We start from the raw sequence: 4,400 nt of genomic DNA, 5'->3' as shown, positions 1-4,400 counted from the left end.
GGATTGCTCTGGACCGGGCCGACGCGACAACCGAAAGTCACATGATCGTCTGCGGATTCGGTATCCCAGGTTCCCAGGATGACGTCGATCCAGGTGTCATGCGCCTGGTCGGTGTGGTGGTAGCTGTTGGCGAAGTACGCCGCGTAGGCGATTCCGTCGCGGGTGACCATGTTCCAGGTGCGTTCGATCGGCTCTTCGCAGCAGGGACATTCGTACCGGGCGAACTGTCGCTCATCCAGATCCGCTGCGAGCTCGGTCGGATTCATGTCAGACCGCAGATCACCACGACCGGACGCCACACCAGCATCCGGACCTCGAGTGTGCCGGCGAATTCCGTCGCCCTGACCCTCAATCGATCTTGATTCACCGCCACATGATCCGCTACGGCGGTGAAAATCTCCTACTCGAGCGAACTTCCACGTGGTTCAATCACCGGGTGATGATGTTCGCGCAACAGTGGTGGCCGCTGACCTAGCGGCTGACCGAGTTGTGCGCGGCCGCCCCGAGGGTGGCCAGATCTGTCGTGACGACATCTGTTCCGGCCCCGCGGGCGGTCCTGGAACGGAAGGACGACCATGATCGACAACGACGCGTCTACGGGGACCGGAGGGTTCGGCGAGATCCTCGTCAGCTCGCGCTCCCTGCACGAGTACCGGGCGATGTTCGCGCTCACCGACGACGATCTCGGGCGCCGAATTCTGGACTGCCGGGTGGGGCGGCCGGATTCGCCGCCGAGGTCAGTCGACGCGGCGGTGATGTCACCGCCTGCGACGTAGCCTATTTCGACGATGGTCTCGACCGAGTGGCCGCCACCGCGGTCGCCGAAGCCGACCGCGGCAACAGATACGTCCGCGAGCACGCCGACGCCTACCGCTGGACCTTCTTCGCCGACCCCGACGAACACCACCGCGCCCGCCGCGAGTCGGCAGAACACTTCGCCACCCACACCCGCACCTCCCCCCACCACTACATCCCGGGCCGCCTGCCCACACTCCCGTTCGCCGACAACACCTTCGACCTGGCCCTGAGCTCCCATCTGCTCTTCAGCTACGCCGACGACCTCGACTACACCTTCCATCGCCAATCCATCATGGAACTCGCACGCGTCGCCACCACCGAGATCCGGCTGTTTCCCCTGACTCCCATCGGTTCGTCGGAGCGCTACCCGCAGCTCGAGAAGTTGCTCGCCGATCTGGCCGAATCCGGTATCAGCAGCCGAATCGCGGAGGTCGACTACGAATTTCAGGCGGGTGCCAACGAGATGCTGGTCTGCCAGGTGCCGAGGTAGTCGGCGGGCTCATGTCATCGCTGTGCTGTGACGGCTTGCAGGACGGTGCCGAACAGGTCTGCGGGCACGACGCCGGGTTCGGTGAATTCCTCTATCGAGAGCCCGCTGTTGAGTGCCAGCACCAGGACGGCGGTCGTGGCGGGGTCGATCTCGGTTCCGAGATCCAAGCGCTCGACCGCCGCCGCGATCGCGGCGCGGACGATACGACGGTGCTGTACGAATCTCTCGCGGACGGACTCGTCTCGGAGCGCGCGCAGCCAGTATTCGGTGAACAGCAGCTGCCAGTCGCGGTTGTCGAGCATGCCCTGCATCAGCAGATCGCCGATCGCTGTGATCGTGGGGCGAGTGGCTGCGGCGTCGGCCAGCGCGGTGACCGCCTCGATCCGTCGACTGATCTGCTGGTCGAGCAGCGCGAAGAACAAGTCGTCTTTGGAGCCGAAGTTCGAGTAGACGGCGCCCTTGGTGAATCCGGCGACGTCGGCGATCGCGTCGATCGTGGTGCCGACGAACCCTTTGCCTGCGAACTCGGACAGGGCCGCGGCCAGGACTCGTTCCCGTACTTCGGCGCGAGGAGTGCGGATTCGGGGGTTGACTGTGGTCACCACGCTGACGATACTCGCGAGTATCGAAATTTCAATACTCGCCAGTATCGAGGGGTTCTGATGTCGCATTATTCGCTCGTCATCCGCAACGGCACCGTGTTCGACGGTGCGGGGTCGGCACCCGTTCGCACTGATATCGGCGTGCGTGAAGGCAAGATCGTCGCGCTCGGGATCATCGAGCCGGCGACTGCCGAGCGCGAGATCGACGCCACCGGCAAATGGGTGATCCCCGGCATGCTCGATGTACACACCCACTACGACGCCGAGGTCCTGGGATCGCCGGGCCTGGGTGAGAGCGTGCGGCACGGAGTCACCTCGGTCGTGCTCGGCAATTGTTCGCTCTCGACTGTCTATGCCGACGCCGACGACTGCGCCGACCTGTTCGCCCGCGTCGAGGCATTGCCCTGGGACGCAGTGCATTCCGCGGTCAAGGAGCACAAGACCTGGACCGATCCCCAGTCCTACGTCGATGCCATCAACGCACTACCGCTCGGTTGCAATATCGCCGGATTTCTCGGGCACTCCGACATCCGTGCCGCGGTCATGGGTTTGGATCGCGCGACCTCGCCGGGTGTCGTCCCCACCGACGCCGAGCTGGCACGGATGAAAGCCATGCTGACCGCCGCCCTCGATGCCGGATTCGTCGGTCTTTCCACGATCCGCAGCTCGTTCTCCAAGCTGGAGGGGACCCGCTGGCCGGCACGGTTGCTGCCCTCGACCTATGCCAGTTGGCGCGAATTCGGTGCGCTCAACGCGCTGCTGCGCGCGCGTGGCCGGATCCATCAGAGCACACCCAATCTCGCCAAACGCTCGGAGATGGCGCGCTACTTCGCCCAGAGCATGGGCCGAAAGCGCAAGCCGCTCAAGACCACCATCATCAGTGCCGCCGACGTCAAGGCCGACCGCACCGTGGTACGCATGGCGATCGCCGCGGCGAAGATCGTCAACACACTCGGCGGTGACGGGTTCCGCTGGCAGCACCTACCGGTCCCGTTCGAGGTCTATGCCGACGGTATCGACGTGGTCGTATTCGAGGAATTCGGTTCCGGTGCAGCGGCGTTGAACATTCGTGAGGTCATCGCCCGCGGCGAACTGCTGGACGATGAAACCTTCCGAGAGCGCTTCCGCGAGGAGATGACGGCGAGCGGCTTCAAGGTATGGCATCGCGACCTGCACGACGCCGAGATCGTGGCCTGCCCGGACGCCTCGGTGGTGGGAAAGTCGTTCGGTTCGGTCGCGGTCGAGCGGGGCGTCTCCCCGGTCGACGCGCTGCTGGATCTGGCGGTGGCCTACGGTACGGACCTGCGCTGGCGCACCACCATCGCCAATGACCGCGACGATGTGCTCGATCGACTCCAGCAATCGGCCCAAGTGCAGGTCGGGTTCGCTGATTCCGGTGCCCACCTGCGCAATATGGCCTTCTACAACTTCGGGGTCCGGATGCTCGAGCGGGTACACACCCGCAAATTCATGCCCCTCGAGGCCGCGGTGCATCGCCTCACCGGTGAGTTGGCCGATTGGTACGGGCTCGACGCCGGACACCTTACCCTCGGGTCGCGCGCCGATATCGCGATCATCGACCCTGCCGGCTTCGACGGTTCCAGTGCCGCCTACGCCGAATCGCCCATGCCCGGCCTCGATGGGGTCGACCGCATGGTCAACCGCAACGACCGCGCCGTCGCGGCCACGATCGTGGCCGGGCACGTGCTCTACGAATACGGTGTTTTCGCCGAAGGATTCGGCACCAGGGTGCACGCCGGACAGTTCCTGCAAGCCAGGTAATCGCTCAGCGCGGCCTGCTCGGCTGTCGGCACCGAACGAGGCGCAACCAGTGCTGTTGCTCGACCGACACTGCGCGTGTGTCCATCATTGGTGTGCCGTGGTCATTCAGTGCGGCGGCTGGTCCGAGTTCCCGGTTTGTTGATCGTGGTGGTCCAGCAGCTTCGAGAGCAGCTCGGTCAGTTGGTCTCGCTCTGCGGGGGAGAGCGGGTCGAGGAGTTCTTCTTGGCTGTGGGCGAGTTGTTTTTCCAGGCGGCGGAGTTGGCGTTTGCCCGGGGTGGTGAGAGTGATGACGTTGCGGCGGCGGTCGGTGGGGTCGGGGGTGCGGTCGACGAGGTCGAGTTCGGCGAGTTCGTTGATGGTGGCGACCATGTCGCTGACGTGGATGCCGCTGCGGCGACCGAGGGTGGCTTGGCTGGCTGGACCGAATTCGTCGAGGGTGGCCAGGATCCGGTAGTGGTAGCCGCGGGCGTCGGCGGCCGCGAAACCATCGCTGACCAGGCGGTGGGCGTGGTTCGCTGTTTGGGTGAGTAGCCAGGTGGGCAGGTTTTTCCACCTGGCTGGGGTCGGCTCGGGTGGGTGTTGCATGTGACAACTCTAACAAATCGTTTGTGTGACCAACGATCGCGATATCGTTGGTCGTACAAACATTAGTCGCCCGAACGTTGGGCGGACGAAGGAGTTGAGACCATGATCGAGCCGTTCCGCGTCGACATCCCCCAGGCTGATAT

The 4,400-nt window shown here is 64.5% G+C and carries 6 protein-coding genes; 3 read left to right on the top strand and 3 right to left on the bottom strand.

Annotation, left to right across the window (positions count from 1 at the left end; all coding sequences use genetic code 11):
• The coding region (locus tag ACFWF3_RS25920; protein WP_379315897.1) for a hypothetical protein at positions 1 to 266 on the bottom strand (266 nt) is incomplete at its 3' end.
• A 309-nt stretch (positions 267 to 575) separates the two neighbouring features.
• Here ACFWF3_RS25920 and ACFWF3_RS25915 point away from each other — a divergent pair.
• A complete protein-coding gene (locus ACFWF3_RS25915; protein ID WP_379315895.1) occupies positions 576 to 776 on the top strand; it encodes a hypothetical protein in 201 nt (66 codons plus the stop codon).
• 26 nt (positions 777 to 802) lie between these two features.
• Positions 803 to 1,288: a hypothetical protein gene (locus tag ACFWF3_RS25910; protein ID WP_379315893.1), complete on the top strand. Its 486-nt coding sequence runs from the start codon at positions 803 to 805 to the stop codon at positions 1,286 to 1,288.
• 14 nt (positions 1,289 to 1,302) lie between these two features.
• On the opposite strand, the gene ACFWF3_RS25905 is transcribed toward ACFWF3_RS25910, so the two are convergent.
• The gene (locus tag ACFWF3_RS25905; RefSeq protein WP_378991665.1) at positions 1,303 to 1,890 is read right to left on the bottom strand and encodes a TetR/AcrR family transcriptional regulator; all 588 of its coding nucleotides are present in this window, start codon (positions 1,888 to 1,890) and stop codon (positions 1,303 to 1,305) included.
• 60 nt (positions 1,891 to 1,950) lie between these two features.
• Here ACFWF3_RS25905 and ACFWF3_RS25900 point away from each other — a divergent pair, with 60 nt between their 5' ends.
• Positions 1,951 to 3,672, top strand: coding sequence for an amidohydrolase family protein (locus tag ACFWF3_RS25900; protein WP_379315891.1), 1,722 nt, complete (start codon positions 1,951 to 1,953; stop codon positions 3,670 to 3,672).
• A 105-nt stretch (positions 3,673 to 3,777) separates the two neighbouring features.
• Here the strand turns inward: ACFWF3_RS25900 and ACFWF3_RS25895 are convergent, their stop codons facing one another.
• On the bottom strand, positions 3,778 to 4,257 hold the full coding sequence (locus tag ACFWF3_RS25895) for a MarR family winged helix-turn-helix transcriptional regulator (RefSeq protein ID WP_379315889.1): 480 nt from the start codon (positions 4,255 to 4,257) through the stop codon (positions 3,778 to 3,780).
• Between the last annotated feature and the right edge of the window lie 143 nt (positions 4,258 to 4,400).

Origin of the sequence: Nocardia sp. NPDC060220 (assembly GCF_042727815.1) — a bacterium.
Classification (GTDB): Bacteria; Actinomycetota; Actinomycetes; order Mycobacteriales; family Mycobacteriaceae; genus Nocardia.
Note: the sequence above shows the minus strand (reverse complement) of the source record. Positions and strands in the feature narration are given on the sequence as shown.